The 19,335-nt window shown below is 58.1% G+C and carries 15 protein-coding genes; all 15 read left to right on the forward strand.

The genetic code is table 11. The features are described from left to right. Positions 1 to 4: 4 nt before the first annotated feature. The 15 genes from ACWGXE_RS04990 (at position 5) to ACWGXE_RS05060 (ending at position 19,333) form a co-directional block, all read left to right on the forward strand. Complete coding sequence (locus ACWGXE_RS04990) at positions 5 to 3,205, forward strand: efflux RND transporter permease subunit (RefSeq protein ID WP_447601801.1); 3,201 nt, start codon at positions 5 to 7, stop codon at positions 3,203 to 3,205. Between the two features lie 222 nt (positions 3,206 to 3,427). Continuing rightward, the gene (locus ACWGXE_RS04995) at positions 3,428 to 4,777 is read left to right on the forward strand and encodes an SLC13 family permease (protein ID WP_447601802.1); all 1,350 of its coding nucleotides are present in this window, start codon (positions 3,428 to 3,430) and stop codon (positions 4,775 to 4,777) included. 290 nt (positions 4,778 to 5,067) lie between these two features. Beyond that, on the forward strand, positions 5,068 to 5,328 hold the full coding sequence (locus ACWGXE_RS05000; protein WP_447601803.1) for a hypothetical protein: 261 nt from the start codon (positions 5,068 to 5,070) through the stop codon (positions 5,326 to 5,328). A gap of 378 nt (positions 5,329 to 5,706) precedes the next feature. After that, positions 5,707 to 7,791: a sigma 54-interacting transcriptional regulator gene (locus tag ACWGXE_RS05005; RefSeq protein WP_447601805.1), complete on the forward strand. Its 2,085-nt coding sequence runs from the start codon at positions 5,707 to 5,709 to the stop codon at positions 7,789 to 7,791. 61 nt (positions 7,792 to 7,852) lie between these two features. Beyond that, entirely contained in the window at positions 7,853 to 9,103 is a 1,251-nt protein-coding gene (locus ACWGXE_RS05010; RefSeq protein WP_447601807.1) for a potassium/proton antiporter, read from the forward strand. A gap of 15 nt (positions 9,104 to 9,118) precedes the next feature. Continuing rightward, positions 9,119 to 9,436, forward strand: a complete 318-nt coding sequence (gene sugE, locus ACWGXE_RS05015; RefSeq protein WP_447601809.1) for a quaternary ammonium compound efflux SMR transporter SugE — start codon at positions 9,119 to 9,121, stop codon at positions 9,434 to 9,436. Positions 9,437 to 9,563: 127 nt separating this feature from the next. Next, positions 9,564 to 9,914, forward strand: a complete 351-nt coding sequence (locus tag ACWGXE_RS05020) for a DUF5069 domain-containing protein (RefSeq protein WP_447601811.1) — start codon at positions 9,564 to 9,566, stop codon at positions 9,912 to 9,914. A gap of 195 nt (positions 9,915 to 10,109) precedes the next feature. Then, complete coding sequence (locus ACWGXE_RS05025) at positions 10,110 to 10,376, forward strand: hypothetical protein (protein WP_447601812.1); 267 nt, start codon at positions 10,110 to 10,112, stop codon at positions 10,374 to 10,376. Positions 10,377 to 10,403: 27 nt separating this feature from the next. After that, positions 10,404 to 10,859: a VOC family protein gene (locus ACWGXE_RS05030; protein WP_447601813.1), complete on the forward strand. Its 456-nt coding sequence runs from the start codon at positions 10,404 to 10,406 to the stop codon at positions 10,857 to 10,859. Positions 10,860 to 10,952: 93 nt separating this feature from the next. Beyond that, entirely contained in the window at positions 10,953 to 11,552 is a 600-nt protein-coding gene (locus ACWGXE_RS05035) for a DUF1579 domain-containing protein (protein ID WP_447601814.1), read from the forward strand. 503 nt (positions 11,553 to 12,055) lie between these two features. Further along, a complete protein-coding gene (locus ACWGXE_RS05040) occupies positions 12,056 to 13,192 on the forward strand; it encodes a VTT domain-containing protein (protein WP_447601816.1) in 1,137 nt (378 codons plus the stop codon). Next, positions 13,186 to 13,512 carry a hypothetical protein gene (locus tag ACWGXE_RS05045; RefSeq protein WP_447601817.1) on the forward strand — a complete coding sequence of 109 codons (327 nt, stop codon included), beginning with the start codon at positions 13,186 to 13,188 and terminating at the stop codon, positions 13,510 to 13,512. The genes ACWGXE_RS05040 and ACWGXE_RS05045 overlap by 7 nt, the downstream gene beginning before the upstream one ends. Continuing rightward, positions 13,487 to 14,725, forward strand: coding sequence for an efflux RND transporter periplasmic adaptor subunit (locus tag ACWGXE_RS05050; RefSeq protein WP_447601819.1), 1,239 nt, complete (start codon positions 13,487 to 13,489; stop codon positions 14,723 to 14,725). Before ACWGXE_RS05045 ends, ACWGXE_RS05050 begins: the two co-directional genes overlap by 26 nt. After that, positions 14,722 to 17,904 (forward strand): multidrug efflux RND transporter permease subunit, encoded by a 3,183-nt coding sequence (locus ACWGXE_RS05055; protein ID WP_447601821.1) that lies wholly within the window; start codon positions 14,722 to 14,724, stop codon positions 17,902 to 17,904. The genes ACWGXE_RS05050 and ACWGXE_RS05055 overlap by 4 nt, the downstream gene beginning before the upstream one ends. Then, positions 17,897 to 19,333, forward strand: coding sequence for an efflux transporter outer membrane subunit (locus ACWGXE_RS05060; protein ID WP_447601823.1), 1,437 nt, complete (start codon positions 17,897 to 17,899; stop codon positions 19,331 to 19,333). The genes ACWGXE_RS05055 and ACWGXE_RS05060 overlap by 8 nt, the downstream gene beginning before the upstream one ends. Positions 19,334 to 19,335: the final 2 nt, after the last annotated feature.

Here is a 19,335-nt window from a genome sequence, read left to right on the forward strand (position 1 = left end):
CCGGATGCTGACGACGCTGCTTCAGTTCTCTCTTCGCCAGCGGGTCTTGATCATTATCTTCACCTGCGCGCTGGTGGCGGCAGGCATCTATACCTTTCGGATCATTTCGATCGATGCCTTTCCGGACGTGACCAACGTCCTGGTGCAGGTCGTCACCAAAGTGCAGGGTCTCTCGCCGGAAGAAGTCGAACGCTTCGTCACCTTCCCTATTGAACTCCAATTGATGGGCGCCCCCGGTCTGACCGATATCCGATCCTTCTCCAAAGTGGGCCTGTCAATGATCACGGTGGTCTTCGAGGATAATGTCGACATTTATCTGGCGCGCCAAGTGGTACTTGAACGGGTCCTGGAGGTGCAGGAACTGCTGCCGCCGGGGGCGGTGTCCCAACTGGTGCCGAATACGACGGGACTGGGCGAGGTCTTTCAGTTCTACCTCAAAGGCCCGCAGGACGATGACCCCTCCTATGAGGTGACGCAGGATGAATTGATGGAGCGACGGACGCTGCAGGATTGGGTCATCCGTCCGATGCTCAAAGGCCTCAAGGATGTCGTCGACGTCAATTCCATGGGCGGCTTCGTCAAACAGTATCAGGTCATGGTGGAACCGGGATTATTGCGGAAGTATGACCTCGCGCTGCATGACGTGTTCGACGCCGTGGCCAAGAACAACGCGAACGCCGGCGGCAATATTCTCGAGAAAGGCGCGGAAAAATATATCGTGCGCGGCATCGGGCTGATCAAGACCGTGGAGGACATCGAGAATATCGTGGTCAAGGAAGTCCGCGGGATTCCCGTGTATGTCCGTGACGTAGCGGATGTGGTGATCGGCCCGGCGGTGCGTCATGGGGCCGCCGTGGCCGATGGAAAACGGGAAGTGGTCGCGGCCATCGTCTTGATGTTACGAGGCGGCAATGCGCGGGACGTCGTCGAGGCGATCAAGAACCAGATCGCAGAGATTCGTGACAAAGGCGTCCTGCCGGGCGGGCTTCGCATCGTGCCGTTCTACGACCGCATCGAGTTGATCCAGGCGGCGCTGCATACGGTCTATAAGGCGCTGGCAGAAGGCGTGTTGTTCGTCGTTCTCATTTTGCTCTTCTTTCTGGGGAATGTCCGAAGCGCGCTGGCCGTGACCATTGTGCTGGTGGTCGCGCCCGTGACGACGTTCATCGTCATGTATTTTTACGGGCTGACAGCGAATCTCATGTCGCTCGGCGGTCTGGCGATTTCGCTCGGGATGATTACCGATGCCGCGATCATTCAGGTCGAGAATGTCGAACGCCATCTGGCCTCCGCGGGGCAAGAGGTGCTGGGGTCAATCGAAAAGCGGCTGCCGATCGTGCTGAAAGGAGTGCAGGAAGTCAGAGGGCCGAGCCTATTCGGAGAATTGATCATTGCGCTGACCTTCCTGCCGATTCTGGGCCTGGTCGGGATGGAAGGGAAGATGTTCCATCCTCTCGCGCTCACGATCATGATGGCGCTGTTCATTTCGTTGATCCTGTCGTTCACATTGTCCCCTGCCTTGTGCCTGTTCCTGCTCAAGACCGCCCACCATGGCGATACCTTTCCCGTCCGGTGGGCGAAACGGCTGTATCTGCCTATGCTGAAATGGGCGCTGGGCCATCGGCTCATCGTCGTTTCCGCTGCGCTCGCCCTATTCATCGCCAGTCTCGCCCTGTTTCCGTTTCTCGGCGGAGAATTTATCCCGATTCTCAACGAGGCAGCCATCAGCCCGCAAACGATCCGACATCCGAGCATCTCGCTGGAAGAATCGATCGAAATTGAAAAAGAGATGCAACGGGCGGTCCTCGAATTTCCGGAAGTTCGGTCGGTCGTCTCCAAGATCGGGCGATCGGAACTCGGGAACGATCCGCAGGAGCCGAATGCGAGCGATCCGGTCGTATCGCTAAAACCAATGGACGAATGGACGACCGCCTCCACCAAGCCGGAACTGGATAACGCCATCAGAAAGCGGATTGAAAAGGTGCCTGGCGCCAATTATCTCCTGAGCCAGCCGATTCAACAGCGGGTCGATGAGCTGGTGTCTGGGGTGCGGGCCGAGGCGACCGTGAAAGTGCTCGGCGACGACTTGAGCATGCTCAGGAAAATCGCGGAAGACATTCAGGCGGTCATGCACAAGATACGAGGCGTGCAGGATATCCGGGTGGAACAATTATTCGGACAGGTCTATCTGACCGTGGATATCGATCGCGGAAAAATCGCCCGCCACGGCATCAATGTCGCTCACATCCGGGAAATCATCAGCACGGCGATCGGGGCAGAGGCGGCCACCCGCGTATACGAGGGTCAAAAACGGTTCGACCTCATTCTTCGATATCCGGAACAATATCGGAACAGTGTGGAAACCATCCGCAACATTCTGTTGACGACGCCGACCGGCGCCTTGATCCCGTTAGGAGACCTGGCCAAGGTGGAATTGGTCGAGGGGCCTGCCTTGATCAGCCGGGAAAATCTACATCGCCGTATCTATATCGGGTTCAACACTCTCGGGCGCGACATCGAAAGCATCGTGGCGGAGGCGCAAAAAAAGATCGCGGAGCAAGTCAGGGTGCCGCAGGGTTATCAAATCATTTGGGGCGGATCATTCGAAAACATGGAGCGCGCCATGGGCCGCCTGAAAATCATCGTGCCGCTCACGATCGGATTGATTTTTATGCTGCTCTATACGTCCTTCAACTCATTCCGTTATGCCGGATTGATCATTCTCAACCTGCCCTTGGCCTTGATCGGAGGGATTTTCGCCTTGTGGATCACCGGCGAATATCTCAGCGTGCCGGCCTCCGTCGGATTCATCAATCTCTTCGGTGTCGCGGTCTTGAACGGGATTGTGTTGATCTCGTACATCAATACATTGCGGGAGCAGGGTAAGCCGCTGGAAGAAGCGATCGTGGACGGCTGCCTGTTGCGCCTCCGACCCATTCTGATGACCGCAGCGGTGGCCCTGCTGGCGCTGTTGCCATTGGCCTTTGCTACGGGAATTGGATCGGAAGTGCAGCGGCCGCTGGCGGTCGTGGTGATCGGCGGGTTGGTCAGCTCGACCGGACTGACTTTAATCGTGCTGCCGGCATTGTACGGCTGGTTCGCTTCGAAAACCGTCCCGCATGAGGGAAAAGAGTCAGCGTCGGAACCGGCCTTGCCTCACCCGGGGCTGGTGCCGGCTTCGGCCCACCGGGTAGAACACACGTGACCCGGGAAAGCGCACGTCTCGGCGTGCGCGGGGTGGGGCGGGTGAAATGAGGAAAGCGCACGTCCCGGCGTGCGCGGGATGGGCGGGTGAAATGGGGAAAGCGCACGTCTCGGCGAGTGAGGGGAGTGTGAACAAGTACGATTTGGTGATTGCCGGAGTTCGTACGATGAAGACTGCACCACAGCGCCACATCGCCATAGCACCACTTCACCTGCTCGCCTGATGTCTTCACTCACCGTCGCGATCCTCATATTCGGAATTGCCTACCTGCTGATCGTCACCGAGCGCATTCATAAAACCATTGTCGCCCTGTTCGGCGCCGCCCTGATGATCACGTTCGGCGTGCTATCTCAAGAGGAGGCGTTTCACTCGCACGAGTATGGGGTTGACTATAATGTCGTGTTTCTCCTGATCGGGATGATGGTGATCATCAACATTACCCGTGAGACGGGGCTGTTCGAGGTCCTTGCCATCTGGTCCGCCAAACGAGCGAACGCTCGCCCTTTTCCCATGCTGGTGCTGCTGTGCATCATCACCGCCGTTCTGTCCGCCCTGCTCGACAATGTGACGACCGTGCTGCTTATGGCTCCGGTGACATTGGAGATCACGAGGCGATTGGACCTCCAACCGGTTCCGTTTTTGGTCACCCAGGCGATGGCTTCCAACATTGGCGGCACCGCGACCTTGGTTGGAGATCCGCCGAACATCATGATCGCGAGCAAGGCCGACTTGGGCTACCTGGATTTTTTGGCCATGCTGGCTCCGATTGCGCTGCTCGTGCTCGCCGTGTTTCTCGCGTCCCTCTGGCTGGTGTTCGGCCGATCCATGCGGGTCGCGCCTCATTTGCAGGAAGGTATGCTGACGCTCAAAGCTTTGGACGCGGTGCGGGACCCTGCGCTACTCAAGCAATCCATCTGGTTACTGGTCTCCATCAATGTAGCGTTCTGCTTCCATGGGCTGCTGCGCCTGGAGCCTGCGACGATCGCGCTGCTGGGCGCCAGTTTGTTTATGTATCTGGGACATCGCCGTAAAAAACAACGGAACGAAGATGCGGGCGAACTGGAATATTTGACGGACGTGGAGTGGAAGACGATTTTTTTCTTTATTGGTCTCTTCATTTTGGTCGGTGGTCTAGTCAAAGTCGGCGCGATCGCGGCCCTGGCGGATCAGCTCGTTCACTTAACCCAAGGCAACCTTGCCGCGACCACGTTTCTAGTTCTGTGGGGCTCCGCCGTGTTGTCCGCCATTGTCGATAACATTCCCTATGTGGCCGCGATGAATCCGCTGATCGTGGATCTGGCCCGCTCGCTCCATCCGGATGTCTCGGACTATACGAGCCTGGTTCATATGCCAGACATTATCCCGCTCTGGTGGGCCTTGGCGCTGGGAGCCTGCCTTGGAGGAAACGGCACTCTGATCGGGGCAACCGCGAATGTGGTCGTGGTCGACATTGCGCGGCGAGCCGGCTATACGATCTCGTTCACTCGGTTCCTGGCGCTTGGGTTGCCGGTCATGTTCGGCTCCATCTTGCTGAGTCATCTCTATCTCTGGATTCGATTCTTTGCGAGCTGATGGGTAGACCATTCGCCTTGAGGGATAAGCCGGTCACCTAGTGATTTGCCCAGGGCCAAACTGGGGAGATGCCCGATTGTGTCTACTTCAGCGGAGGCATAGATACGTGAGCATATCGAGTGCGGTTCCAATCAGCTCTGGGAAGGCTTTGACTCGAAACCGTTATCCCGAACAAGCTGTACTCCCTTCCCGTAAGAAATAGGCTCGTTCTATACATGTAGCGCGGGCGCCGAGTGATCCGGCCGGTATGGCGGCTGCATCAGCGCGCGTCGAAAGGAGTGGATATTGCCATGATTCTCTGTAAGAAACTGGTGGTGATTTGCTCCGTGTGTTGGCGAGCCCGTTACGAGGATTCGGTGGCGGAGCGTCATCGGGACGCTTGGCGGGAATTGGACGCCGTAATCGCCGAGGAACATCTGGACGGCGATGATTATGCGCTCTCCCACGGATATTGTCCGACGTGTCTGGAGGCATTCCTTCAGGAACTCCATGCGCGGCAAATGACGCCGGGCCAATCGCATGGTGTCATGCCACGGCAGGCCGTTCAATAAGCACCGAACGCCATTTCCTGACTTCGCCAGCGGCTCCCACGCCGAATCAGGCGGCTAGCACGCGTCGGCAACCGCGGATGGTACGGCCGGTCTCGGAGACCCTGGTGTTGACGAGCGCCGTGACAGCCCCCTTTGCGGCATCTCTACCTTGATTCACGCCATCAGTCGATGACCTCTCAATTCATCGCCGTTCCGTCTTTGTATTTCGCGCAATAGACGACAATACAATGAGCAGCTTTGGCCATCAGGTTGACCTGTATGGCGGGGGCCGTTCAGTCCTGATTCTCTGTCTCAGCCGACCGTGGCGGTATGACTCTGCTGTTGACTCGTATGGTCATGAGCATTGAGATAAGCAAAGCGCTTGGGTATGCTGGCGGCATGACAGCGGAGATGGCGGCGGCCTCATCGGTCGGCGAACAGTACCATACACTACTGGAAGTCTCGGAATCGATCGCGGCACATCGGGATTTGCCGGCCTTGTTCCGCGATCTCGCCATGCGCCTGCCCCGTGTCGCGCCGTTTGATTTTATCGGGCTGGTTCTCCACAACCCGGACAGTGGGAAGATGAAAGTCCATGTGATCGAAACATCGGCGGCGCAGGGATTGGCCGGCAGGCTCGACGGCCTCGAATTGCCGATGGAGGAATCAGCGAGCGGCTGGGTGTGGACGCATCAGGAACCGCTCGTCATCCCGCAACTCTCGCAGGAGCGGCGTTTTTCCATAGGTATGGCGGCGTTGCGGGAAATTGCCGTGGAATCCGTATGTTTGTTTCCGCTTACGACTCCAGCTCGCCGGCTGGGAGTCATCGGTTTGGGCAGCTTCAAACCTGAGGCGTATGGCGCGCGCGAGTTGGACTTCCTCAAATTGATGGCGCGTCAGGTCGCCGTGGCGGTTGAAAACGTATTGAATTACGACGAGGCCCGGGCCGCGCAGGAACAATTGCGGTACGAGCGCGACCGACTCCAATTGCTGCTCGAAGTCAATAACGCCGTGGTCTCTCATCTGGATCTAGAGCATGTATTTACCGCTGTCAGCGCCTGCCTCCGCAGGGTCATTCAGCACGACGGGTCAAGCCTGTTGCTGTCCGATGCGGAAACAAACCAATGGCGCATCCATGTGCTGGATTTCGCCCGGAATGAGAGCTTCATCGAGGAAGGGCGGGAAGACGTGCCGGTCCGGTCGCCTTGCTCCGCCGCCATCGCGAAGCGGGAGCCGGCCTTGTTCCGGGAAGCGGACTTGAACGCCTTGTCCGCCGACTCGGAAATCGCGCGGCGGTTGTTGGCGTGCGGGGTGAAGTCGTTTTGCAGCCTGCCGCTCCTATCTCATAATCGCACCTTGGGAGCCTTGAATATCGGGCGTCGGCGGGACGACGGTTTCACGGCGGAAGATGTCGAGTTGTTGAGCCGAGTGGCCCAGCAAGTCGCCATCGCCGTCGAGAACGCGTTGGCCTACAAGGAGATCGCGCAGCTCAAGAATAAGTTGGCCGAGGAGAAGTTGTATCTCGAAAGAGAGATCCAAACCGACTACAACTTTGAAGAAATCGTCGGAGAGAGCCGGACCCTCCGCCGGGTGCTGAAACAGGTGCAGACCGTGGCGCCCACGGATTCGACCGTGCTCATCCTGGGAGAAACGGGCAGCGGCAAGGAATTGGTCGCACGGGCGTTGCATAATTTGAGCGACCGGCGCGCGCGCACGTTCGTCAAGCTCAATTGCGCCGCCATTCCGACCGGCCTATTGGAAAGCGAATTATTCGGGCACGAACGGGGGGCTTTCACCGGCGCGATCAGCACGAAAGTCGGACGGTTCGAGCTGGCCGATCATGGGACCATCTTTCTGGATGAAGTCGGAGAAATCCCGTTGGAGCTGCAAGTCAAGTTGCTGCGGGTGCTGCAAGAGCACGAGTTTGAGCGGTTGGGCGGCACCAAGACGATTCGCGTCGATGTCCGCGTTGTGGCTGCAACCCATCGGGATCTGCCGCGGATGATCGAGGACCAGACATTCCGAAGCGATCTCTATTATCGATTGAACGTGTTTCCGCTCACCGTGCCGCCCTTGCGGGATCGTGTGGAAGACATCCCGCTGCTCGTCCGCCATTTCACGCAGAAATTCGCGCTGCGCATGAAGAAGCCGATCGAATCGATTCCCGCGGAGGCCATGAAGGCGCTGCAGGCGTACCCTTGGCCGGGAAACGTCCGTGAGCTTGAAAACTTCATCGAACGAGCGGTCATCCTCACACAGGGGCATGCTTTGTTTGTGCCGGCGGCCGAGTTGAAGCGGCCGGCGAACGGTACCAACGGGACCGGTACCAGCCTCGTGCAGGCGGAGCGAGAACATATTATCAAGGCACTCCATGAATCCAATTGGGTCATCGGCGGCCGGCACGGCGCAGCGGCCAGGCTGGATATGAAGCGGACGACTCTGCAGTCCAAAATGCAAAAACTCGGCATCTCGCGTCCGCATTGAATAGAAATGAACTAAAGCGGACGTTCCCACCTACCCGCTTTCGTCATCATGTTGAGGAGGGATGACAGGGACCAGTATGCCCATTGAATACGTGTTACTCGGCGCCTCGATCCTTCTCCTGCTGAGCGTTGTGGGAAGCTTGGCGTCGGCACGCATCGGGGTTCCGGCGCTGATTCTGTTTTTGGTAATCGGCATGACGGCCGGCTCGGACGGGCCGGGCGGGATTCAATTTGATTATCCGTGGGTCGCGCAGTCACTCGGCGTGCTGGCGCTGTCCTTTATCCTCTTTGCGGGGGGCTACGATACCGATTGGCATCGCGCCCGTCCGATTATATGGAAGGCCGTGCCGCTTTCCACGCTGGGCGTGGTCATTACGGCGCTCTTGGTCGGATGGTTCGCCAACCTGGTTCTGGGATTCAGCTGGCTGGAAGGCATGTTGCTGGGATCCATCGTCTCCTCGACCGATGCCGCGGCGGTCTTTGCCGTCTTACGCTCCAGAGGCATCAGGCTGCGCGGTCACCTGAAGGAACTGCTGGAGGTTGAATCCGGCAGCAACGATCCTATGGCCGTGTTTCTGACAATCGGAATGATCGGGCTGCTGCAAGATGCGAGTCGATCCTGGGGAGACCTGGTCGTGATCTTCCTGGTCCAGATGTCTGTGGGGACAATAATGGGATATGGACTTGGCCGAATCATGGTCACCATCGTCGATCGTATCCGGCTCGATTACGGGGGGCTGTACGCCGTGCTGTCACTCTCGCTGGTCCTGTTCGCGTATGGCATCACCGCCTCGGTCGGCGGAAATGGATTCTTGGCGGTGTATCTGGCCGGTATCCATATGGGCAACAGCAAGTTCCGGCACAAGCGCTCCTTGAAAGGATTCCACGAAGGACTGGCCTGGCTGATGCAGATCCTCATGTTCCTCACGCTGGGGCTTCAGGTGTTTCCGTCTCACTTGGTGCCGGTGCTGGGCGCGGGTCTGCTGTTGTCGGTCTTCCTGATGGTGATCGCGCGTCCGGTGGCGATACTCAGCCTGTTGTGGTGGACCGGCATGCCCGTGAGCGAGCAGATGTTAGTGGCATGGGTCGGTCTGCGTGGCGCCGTCCCGATCATTCTGGCGACATTTCCGTTGGTCGCGGGCTTATCGCAAGCGGACCTCATCTTTCATCTCGTCTTCTTTATCGTACTGACCTCGGTATTGCTCCAAGGCACGTCGATTCCATTGGTCGCGCGCTGGCTGGGGGTGGACGCGAAGGTGGCCGATCAGCCGGCACCCGAATCGTATCGAAAAGTGAGTGTGTTAGGACATTGAGAGGAGAAGACACGAATGGCATGGGTGTATTTGATTGTGGCGGGGCTCTTTGAAATCGGATGGGCGACGGGGCTCAAGTATACGGAGGGGTTTACGCGGCTCTGGCCGAGCCTTTGGACCGCGGCATCGATGGCGCTCAGCGTGTGGCTGCTGGCGGTGGCGCTGAAGTCTATCCCCATTGGGACCGGCTATGCTGTGTGGACCGGCATCGGCGCGGCCGGAACGGCACTCGCGGGCATGGTGTTGTTTGACGAGTCCCGAGAGATGATTAGAATCATAAGCATCGTCGTGATCATGGCAGGCATCCTCGGCTTAAAACTATCTACTCCGTAACGAATCCGTCACACCGCGATATCGTTCCACATCTCTGCGAGTCAGCCGTTGACCGGCCGGATTTCCGGCACCCCGATTGTTGCCAGTATTCAGGAAGGCTTCAAATCAATAGACCACAGGAGATCGTATGAAGGAAAATCTGGAACAAGTAAGGTCATTGGCCCGCGATTTGCGGGACGATAAGGAGTCGCCGCGGAGTCCTCGCGTCAAATTAGGCGGCTATGCCTTGGCGGCGCGCGCGCTCGACAAATGCCGGGCGACGCTGGTGGGATGGCAGGGCGAATATTTCTCGAACTGCCCGCTCGATCAACGATGGCTGACATTTGCGGGCATCGACTACAACCGGTTCAAGGCGTTTGTCGCCAGCGGCGCGAGCGATCGCGAGGTCGCCGACTGGATCGGCCGGCATGCCAAGGAACGGTCGCAAGCGGAGATTGACGAGTGGAATGAGCGTGAGGGCGCCGTACGCCTGAGTTAAGCTTGCACAAGCTTCTCTGCTTTCGCAATATGAAGAAAGCCAAAGGAGTGAACGGCATGGCGGTAAACACGGTGCGTTTCGCTTGCTCATGCGCTCGAGCTGCCGAACAAGATCAACCTCCCGCGCAACGAATATCTGACCGTTCAGCAGATTTATCGGGGCTGGAGGTTACTCGGTTTTGTCGTGGCGGGCGCCGTGTTATCAACATTGGCCTTGACCATTCTGATACGAAGCGACCCGATCGTGTTTGCCTGGAGCTTGACGGCGTTGTTGTGCATTGTCGGCACGCAGATAGTCTTTTGGACGTTCACGTACCCGGTGAATCAGCGGACGGATAATTGGACACAGCTTCCCGACGATTGGATGGCGCTTCGCGCGCAATGGGAATATTCGCATGCGGCAAGCGCGGCGTTGAATCTGTTCGCTCTTATCGCGCTGATCCTGTCCACGCTGACGATATAAAGAGTCATGGATAAAAAGGAGTGCAACATGGCAACCCAGGTCAGACCCATTCCCGAGGGCTATCACACCCTCACCCCTCATTTGATCGTACAGGGGGCATCCAAATTGATCGAGTTCTTGAAAGAGGCTTTCGATGCGACGGAGAAATTCCGGTTGCCTGGTCCGGCTGGAACGGTGGTTCATGCGGAAGTCAAAATCGGCGACTCCATGGTCATGATCGGTGAAGCGACCGGGGAGTGGAAGGCAATGCCGGCCTCGATCGCGTTGTATACGGATAATGCGGATGCTTTGTACAAGCGTGCGGTCGAAGCAGGCGCGACCTCCATCAGAGAGCCGGCCGATCAATTCTATGGAGATCGGAGCGGAGGAGTGAAAGATCCCGCCGGCAATCATTGGTGGATTGCGACCCACATCGAAGATGTGCCGCCTGAGGAGTTGAGGAAACGGGCAGAGGAATGGATGAAACAGCCGCCGCGCCGCTGATCATTGAGAAACCGCACCGTGCATAGGCGTTGGACTTGCTCTATATCGCGCAGAATTCACGCTGAAGCTATGTCTGTCAGGAAGGAGGCATCGATGCGTTTCGCACGTTTGGCGTTCACCGGTTTGTGTTTGCTCGCGCCCGCGTCTCTGGGAATCGCCAAAGAGAAGACACCGGACAAACAAATGGACCCTCAGGCGATCATGGACACCTATACGAAATTGGCGGCACCCGGAGGGCCGCACAAGCAGATGGCGCGCCTGGCGGGGAGCTGGAACACGACCACCAAAGCTTGGATGGATCCTCACGAGCCGCCCATGGAGTCCAAAGGTTCCTGCGAACAGACCATGTTGCTGGGCGGACGGTTTTTGCGGCAGGAATGTACCGGCGACATGATGGGGCAGTCATTCACCGGCATCGGGTTGAACGGGTATGACAATCATACCAAGAAATACGTGTCGACCTGGATGGATTCCATGGGGACGGCGATCTATTTTATGGAAGGCACAGCAAGCGCCGACGGCAAGACCATCACTCAGAACGGACACTATGACGATCCCGTTGAAGGGCCCGTGAAGCTTCGGTCTGTGACCAAGATCGTAGACGACAATCATGAAGTGTTTGAAATGTATGGTAGCGGCAAGGACGGTAAAGAAAGGAAGATGATGGAGATCACCTATACTCGCAAGCCATGACAATCGAGCCCGGGCAGTTCGTATGATAAAACCGGACTGGCCGGAACGACGCATGCCATCACGAAGTTCGGCCGCTGTGTCCATCTACCGGGCGGATGAGTGGGACGAGTGCAGGAGCGAACGGCCCAGGGCTACCGAATTCGTGTCGACGCAAGACCAGCGGGACGCATGCGCTTATTGTCATTGCCACCAAACTCGAATTCGTCTCCTGTCCACAAGGCTGGAGTAGCCCTTAATCTCAAAGCCCCTGACGAAATGCGTAAGAGACCGGTCGCCACGAGGAAAACAAGCGACATCACCGAATGAAGCCGCTGCCGGTATTTCGGCACATGCCGATTGTCCGGCATGGCCCGCATCGGCACCAGACCGATCACGCGGACATCCCGCTGCGCTGTTTACGTAAAAACTTGTGAGATGACAAGAGGTTGTCTTTACGCCATTTCCTTGTGCGCTGCTGGAACAGCGATTGCTGTGTCCTCACAGCGGAAGATGATGAGGGTCACATGGATGACATTCTTACCTTTTTAAAAGAGCAGGGAGTGCTGGTCGTCTTCGCGGTGGTCTTTGTCGAGCAGATCGGCGTCCCCTTGCCCGCTGTCCCGATTTTGATCGCGGCCGGCGTGCTGGCGGGGAGCGGGTATTTGAGTGGAGCGGTGGTCGTCGCTGCGGCGATCGCCGCCGCACTCGCTGCGGATTGGATCTGGTATGAACTCGGTCGGCGGCGGGGACAGAGAGTGCTTGAGTTTCTCTGCCGCATCGCCCTTGAACCCCGGTCCTGTATCATGCGGACCGAAGCCTTGTTCAAGAAACACGGAGTGCGGTCGCTGCTGGCGGCGAAGTTTGTTCCCGGCCTCAGCACTGTCGCACCGCCGCTCGCCGGGATCGCGGGACTGTCGCTTCCTCGATTTCTTTTCTACAATGGGCTGGGAGTCGTCCTGTGGGTCGCGTCAAGCGTGGGATTGGGCTATGCCTTCAGTGATCATATTGATGTGGCCATGGAGTATGCGGCGGTCATAACACCGGCGACGATTTCCGTTTTCGGGGCGGCATTGTCCTTGTACCTGGGAGGCAAAGCGTTGCGGCGGCGAGCAGAGTTGCGACGAGTGGTCTCTATCGAGGTCGATGAACTTCGGGAGCGATTGGCGGAGCTCAATGCCCCGCTGATGGTCGATGTTCGGGCAGGGTCGGTCTCGGCCCGCGACGGTGTGATCCCCGGCGCTGTGATTATGCCGGCTGACCAGCTCTCAAGACGATACGTGGAACTGCCCGCGGACCGCGACATCGTCGTCTACTGCGCCTGTCCCGGCGATGTGGCCAGCGCGGATGCAGTCCGGTTTCTCCATAGAAAGGGACTGGTTCGAGCGCGAGTGTTGAAAGGCGGGATCGAGGCGTGGCGAGCGGCGCAGGCCGTTCCGTTGCAGGTTCGTTCCGCCTCGGCGAATGAATTGGGGCAGGATAAGCGATTGCAGGCTGCTATGGCGGGCTATGGACGCCCGGAACCAGAAATCCATTTCATGAATGTCGGGATGCCGCCGATCTCGGGCGCCGAAAATGTGCAGAACATTGACGCACCGCGCAGAACCATGACAGAAGAAATGGATGCTGCCGCGATAAAGGATGCCGAAGAAATACCATGTTGAGAATCACCGTTCATAAGGAAAACACAAAGGCGACACTCGAATTGGAAGGGCGGCTTGCCGGCGCATGGGTAGAGGAATTACAGCGAGCCTGGCAGGAAGCCAAGGCCGGAAAATCCTCCATTGTCGTGAATTTGGCCGCCGTCTCGTACGTTGACGCAGATGGGAAAAGATTGCTAAGCGATATGTGCCGTGCTGGGACCGCGTTCGAAGCATCCGGCTGTCTGATGCGGTGCTTGGTTGAGGAAATGACGCGAGCCTGCCATGGAAAGGCGGCGGTGGAATCGGGAACCCGAGATGAAGGACATTATGGAGGCACATAACGCCACGACGGAATCAACGTTCGAGACCGGCACGTCGTCGCGGTTTCTCATTTCGGTTATCTGTCTTCTGCTGGCGGTTACTGGCTGCAAGCAAGAGACCGCGTCCATGCCGCCTCCGGGTCCGCCGGAAGTCGAAATCGTGACCGTGTCCACACAGTCGGTGGCCGATGAGCCTGAGTTCATCGGCCAGGCCGAGTCGTCACGCCCTGCGGAGATTCGGTCGCAGGTCACCGGGATTCTGAAAGAGTTCTATTTTCAAGAGGGGCGTGACGTCAAGAAGGGGGACCGCTTGTATCGCATCGATCCCGTCCCCTTTGAGGCGGCTTACGCCAGCGCCAAGGCCAAAGTCGCGCAAGCCGAAGCCCGGCTGGTTCAGGCGAAGCAAAATCTGGCGCGTGTGAAGCCACTGCTGGTGGAGCAAGCGGTCAGCCAAAAAGACGTGGATGACGCGATCGCCGAGGACTTGGCGGCCAAGGCGGCGCTCCAAGGGGCCAAGGCGGACTTGATCAAGGCCAAATTCGATTTCGATAACACGTTGATCACTGCACCGATCAGCGGGATGATCGAACGGAGCAAGATCTACGAAGGCCGCCTCGTATCGGCGCAAACGGATCTGCTGAATGTCATCCATCGGTTGGACCCAATTTATGTGATTGTCAGCGCCCCGGAAAATTATTTGCTCCAGCGGCAGAGAGATCTGGCGGAAAAGAGGGTGGAAAGCCTCGATACGTACCAACTTAAGGGCGTCATCACCTTCGCCAACGGCAGCACGTATCCTCAAGAAGGCACGTTGGATCTGCTCGATGTCGGCCTCCGCACGGAAACAGGAGCGAGGCAGCTGCGATTTGTCTTCCCCAATCCGGGTCGCGTCCTCCTCCCCGGACAATTCGTGAGGGTCCGCGTCAAAGGGTACACCAAGCCGGCGGCGATTCTGGTGCCGCAGCGGGCGGTCCAGCAAGGGCCCAAGGGACCGATGGTCTTCGTGGTCGGTCAGGACGACAAGGTCGAGATGCGGCCGGTTCAAGCATCCGGTTGGCAAGGCAATCAATGGCTCATTGACGAGGGTTTGCAGGCCGGTGAGCGCATCATCGTGGAAGGCATCCATAAGGTCGCTCCCGGCGCGCCGGTGAAGCCGGTGCAGGCGCACCGGCAGCCGGGAGGGGAAATGTCCGCGCGCAAGACCGATGCGGGGAAGGCGGGTGTTGTCCAGTGACCTCGCATTTCTTTATCGACCGCCCGATCTTCGCGTCCGTTCTTTCGATCATTTTGGTCGTGGTAGGGCTGGTGGCCTTGCATGATTTGCCGATCGCACAATTCCCCGAGATCACGCCGCCGGTCGTGCAGATCGAGACCGACTATCCCGGCGCCAGCGCGGAAGTCATCGCCGATTCGGTAGCGCGTCCCATTGAAGTGCAGCTGCCTGGCATCGACAATCTGCTGTACTACGATTCGACGAGCACCAACGACGGCCACATGAGCATCCGATTGACGTTCGAAATCGGGACGAATGTCGATATCGCCCAGGTGCAGACTCAGAACAGGGTCAAACTAGCGGAACCGCAGCTTCCTCCGGAGGTCGTGCGGCAGGGAATCAACATCAATAAGGTTTCGCCCGACCTTCTTGCCGTGGTGGCGCTCAGCTCCACCGATCCCACACACGATACGGTCTACTTGTCGAATTACGCGATCCTCCGCGTCATCGATAATCTCAAGCGCTTGCCCGGCGTGGGGAACGCCATGGTCTTCGGCGCCCAGAATTATTCGATGCGACTAATCTTGGACCCGATTAGAATGGCGCAACTCAATCTCACGCCGACCGATATCGCCAACGTCGTGCGGGAGCAGAATCGAGATTTCCCGGCCGGCACCATTGGACGAGAACCGGCGCCCAAAGGCACTGAACTGACGATCCCGATCATCACCCAGGGGCGTTTGACGGAAGCGAAGGACTTTGAGGAAATGATTGTTCGCGCCTTGCCGAACGGCTCGATGATCCGCCTCAAAGATGTCGCGCGGGTGGAGTTGGGGGCGCAATCCTACGCCATTGAAGGACGATGGAACGGCAAGCCGAACGTCTTTCTCGGGACATTTCTATCGCCCGGTGCAAACGCACTTGACACGGTCAAGCACGTACGAAGCGAGATGACAAAGGTATCGAAGAGTTTTCCGACCGGAGTGTCGTATGACGTTCCGTATGACACCACCAGGTTTATCGAGGTATCCATTCAGGAGGTAGTGAAGACGCTGGGAGAAGCGATGGTCCTCGTTATCCTGGTCGTCTACCTATTCCTGCAGACGTGGAGGGCCACGCTGATTCCAGCGGTGGCGGTTCCGGTGTCGCTGATCGGCGCGTTCATCGGCCTCCAGGCGCTCGGCTTTTCAATCAATACGCTGACGCTCTTCGGCATGGTGCTGGTCATCGGTATTGTGGTCGATGACGCAATCGTGGTGGTCGAGAATGTCGAACGCCATATGACGCAAGGCAGGCTCTCGCCGAAGGCTGCGGCCAAAAAAGCCATGACGGAGGTAACCGGGCCCGTGGTTGCGATCGTGCTCGTTCTCTGCGCGGTGTTCGTCCCGGTTGCATTCCTGGGCGGCATCACCGGTGAGTTGTACAAACAGTTTGCCATTACCATCGCGATTGCCGTCATCATTTCCGGATTCGTGGCGTTGACGCTGAGTCCGGCCTTGTGCGCGCTGGTCCTCAAGCCTGGGCACCATCAAAGTCGAGGGTTCTTCGGAAGATTCAACCGTTTTTTCGAATGGACCAGGATGCGCTATTCGGCGGTTGTCGCCGGTATCATGAACCGGTCCGTTCTGGCGATCGTGGTGTTCGCGGTCCTCGTTCTGGCCGCCCTCGGATTGTTTCGTATCATTCCGAACAGCTTTCTTCCCGAAGAGGATCAAGGCTATTTCATCTCGGTGGTCCAGCTTCCGGACGGTGCATCCAAACAGAGAACGGATGCCGTGTTGAGCAAGGTGGAGAATTACTTCCTCTCGAACCCGTCCATCCATTCGACCGATGCAATTTCAGGCATGAATTTCGTCTTCAATACGCGCGGTCCGAATTCCGCCACCATGTTCGTGCCGTTGCACCATTGGGATCAGCGAACGGCCCCCGACCAGCATGTCAACGCGCTCATCGGGGCGGCTTATGGAGAGTTTGCGAAAATCCCGGAGGCCTTGATCCTGGCCTTCAATGCGCCGCCGATCCGTGGACTGGGCGCGACGGGCGGGTTCTCCTTGCAGGTTCAGGACCCCGCCGGCGGTGATTTCAATCAATTCTCGGCGGTGACGCAGGACTTCATTGCCAGGGCCCGGCAGGATCCGGCGATAGGAGCGATGGGAACGACCTTTCGGGTGAGCGCCCCTCGTCTGTATGCTCACATCAACCGAGAGCGGGCCAAATCACTCGGGGTGCCCATTTCCGAAGTTTTCGACACGCTGCAGGCCTATTTTGGAAATCTCTATGTGAACGATTTTGTGAAATTCGGCCGCGTCTATCGGGTGCAGACGGAGGCGGAGGCTCAGTACCGCGCCTCGCCCGACGATATTTCAAAAGTGTACGTGCGTGCCAGGAGCTCGCAAGGCGAAAGTATGATCCCACTGGATACGGTCGTCACGACCGAATACACAAGCGGTCCTGATCCGGTCACTCATTTTAACGGTTTCAATACGGCGCTCGTGCTCGGGGCGGCAGCCCCCGGATATAGTTCCGGCCAGGCGTTGGCCGCATTGGATCGGGCGGCGCAGGAGGTCTTGGCTCCTCAGGGCTATGAGATCGATTGGAGCGGGATTTCATACCAAGAACACCAAGCCGGGTCTCAATCCGTCTTCGCGTTCGCGTTCGGCCTGTTGATGGTGTTTCTTGTGCTGGCGGCTCAATATGAGAGCTGGTCGGTGCCGTTTGCCGTCATTCTCGCCGTCCCCTTCGGCGTGTTCGGTGCCATGGCGGCGGTCTGGATTACAGGGCTGGCCAATGATATTTATTTCCAGATCGGCCTGGTCACCTTGATCGGACTCTCCGCCAAGAACGCCATTCTGATTGTGGAGTTTGCGAACAAGCGGGTGGAAGCCGGGATGGCGCCGGTCGAGGCGGCGTTCGAAGCCGCGAAATTGCGGTTCAGGCCGATCATCATGACCTCCATGGCCTTTATTCTGGGCGTCGTGCCCCTTGTATTCGCCGGCGGCGCCGGCGCAGCCAGCCGGCATTCGATCGGGACCGGCGTGTTTGGCGGGATGCTGGCTGCCACGTTTCTCGCCATTTTTTTCGTCCCGCTATTTTTCGTACTGATTACGAAATTGAGTCATCACCTATTCGGCAAGCGGCACCCGGAACAGCCCCTGACGGATCGCGAAATTGACCGAGAAGAAGAGTATCAACATGCATAATCTATGGCTGGTTTTATTTTCCTTCCTCCTGAGCGCGTGCGCAGTCGGGCCTGATTATTCCCGGCCGCAAGCCACGACGCCGGAGGCTTTTCGCATGGACCAACAAGCGGGATCCGGTACGTCCATCGCGAATTTGCCCTGGTGGGAATTGCTGCGAGACGAAGAACTCCAGCGCCTGATCGCCGTCTCCCTGGAGGAGAATAAAGATCTGAAGCGCGCCGTGGCGACGATTGAAGAATTCCAGGCACGGGTCTTTGTCGCCCGCATGGATTATTCTCCGCAATTGAGCGGTGCGATAAATGTTCCGGCGTTCGGCCGCAATACGCGATTCTTGTTTCCCGGTTTCGCTAGTCCGTTCAACTACTACCTGCTGGGCAATCTATCATGGGAGCTCGATATTTGGGGGCGCATCCGGCGTTCGAATGAAGCCGCCATGGCCGATCTTCTGCGGCAGGAGGAAAACCGGCGGGCCGTTATTCTGGAGCTGGTCAGCAGTGTCGCACAAGCCTATTTCGAGCTGCTGCAATTCGACATGCAGCTGGATATCGCTAGGCGCACTCTAAAATCCTGGGATGAATCGGTGAAGATCGCCCAAGCTCGGTTGAAAGGCGGCGTCATCGCTAAGCTGGATGCCGATCAATTTGAGGCGGAGCGGGCCAATGCCGCGGCCCGGGCGGCCGAATTGGAACGGCAGATGGTGCAGAAAGAGAATCAATTGAGCGTGCTGCTCGGCCGAAATCCCGGGACCATCGCCCGGGGACGCTCATTGACGGAACAGGTGATGCCGCCTGACGTGCCCCCGGGTCTTCCCTCCGAGCTGCTCCAGCGGCGCCCCGATATCCTGCGCGCCGAGGAAGAGTTGGCCGCCGCCACGGCGAGGATCGGCATGGCAAAGGCGGATCGTTTCCCGAAATTGTCGTTGACGGGAATCGCGGGTTTGGCGAACCCGAGGTTGGCGAGAATCTTTAAGAATGAGGGCGAATTTGAGGTGCTCGGCCCGAGTCTCGTGGGGCCACTGCTCAATGCCCAAATCCTCGGGTTTCAGCAGAAAGCCGCTGAAGCCCAGTCTCGGCAGGTGCTGGCGCAGTATGAACAATCGGTGCTCGTCGCCTTCAAGGAGGTGGAAGATTCACTGGTGGCCGTCCGCACCGCGCGTGAGCAGCGGGAAGCGCAGGCCGAGCAGGTGGGGGCGTTACGGTCGGCGCTCAGGCTTGCCAATTTACGATATAAGGGCGGCTTGGCGAACTATCTCGATGTCCTTATCGCGCAGCGCAATTTGTTCGAAGCGGAATTGGCGCTCACCGGGACACACCGCCTCCACCTAGTCTCGATTGTCCAGTTGTACAAAGCCCTTGGAGGGGGCTGGGCTCCCGTTGAAGGCGCTCCGGCTGCCGCGGTTCCCGTCGTGTCTCAAAACAGCGGCCGGTAGAC

It is taken from the genome of Nitrospira sp. Nam80 (assembly GCF_965152575.1).